Here is a 725-nt window from a genome sequence, read left to right on the forward strand (position 1 = left end):
ATAGGCTTGAGATGCGGCTTTTTGCGATGAACCTTGCAGACAAAGCCCTGCTTTTCCATGAAGTCTTCGTTGGCTTTTGAGCGATAGGCCGTGTCGGCCCAGACACTTGAGACCGTATTGGTTTTATCCAGAAGCCCCTTTCTCAATCGCGCGCCATCACTGGCGGCGGCATGCATTGTTTTCCATTTCCGGATGAACCGGTATTTCCGATTGATGGAAACATGCGATTTATGGCCAAAGAACGGGATGGCGAGATCGCTGGATGGCATGGTTCCATCATCCTGCCGCTTCGCCTTCGTGAACTTCAGTGTCCAGCGCGCATGACGATCCTTGTGCGACAGCTTTGCGGGTCTGTCCTGCCAGTCTTCAGGAATACGTCCTTCCCGAAGATCGGCTTTCTCTGCCTTGGTGTTCCGCTGCTTCGGAGCCGCTACCAGCGTGGCATCCAGGATCTGGCCTGACATCGGCAAATACCCGGCGTTGCGCAGGGTCGCATCAAAGCGGTTGAACAGCCCATCGATCGCACCCGCCTGGGTCAGACGCTTTTGATACAGCCAGACCGTTTTGGCATCCGGCACCCGATCTGAAAGTCCCAGACCAAGGAAACGCATAAAGGAGAGGCGATCGTTGATCAGATATTCCGTCCGCTCATCAGACAAATTGTTGAGCGTCTGGATCACCAGGATCTTGAACATCAGCACAGGATCAAATGGCGGTCGTCCGCC

Annotated in this window: 1 protein-coding gene; it reads right to left on the bottom strand. The window is 54.5% G+C overall.

Annotation, left to right across the window (positions count from 1 at the left end; translation table 11 throughout):
* Positions 1–725 (bottom strand): IS5 family transposase (locus tag GOB83_RS14685; protein ID WP_165926632.1); only part of this gene is annotated, 725 nt, incomplete at both ends.

It is taken from the genome of Acetobacter fabarum, assembly GCF_011516925.1.
GTDB lineage: Bacteria > Pseudomonadota > Alphaproteobacteria > Acetobacterales > Acetobacteraceae > Acetobacter > Acetobacter fabarum.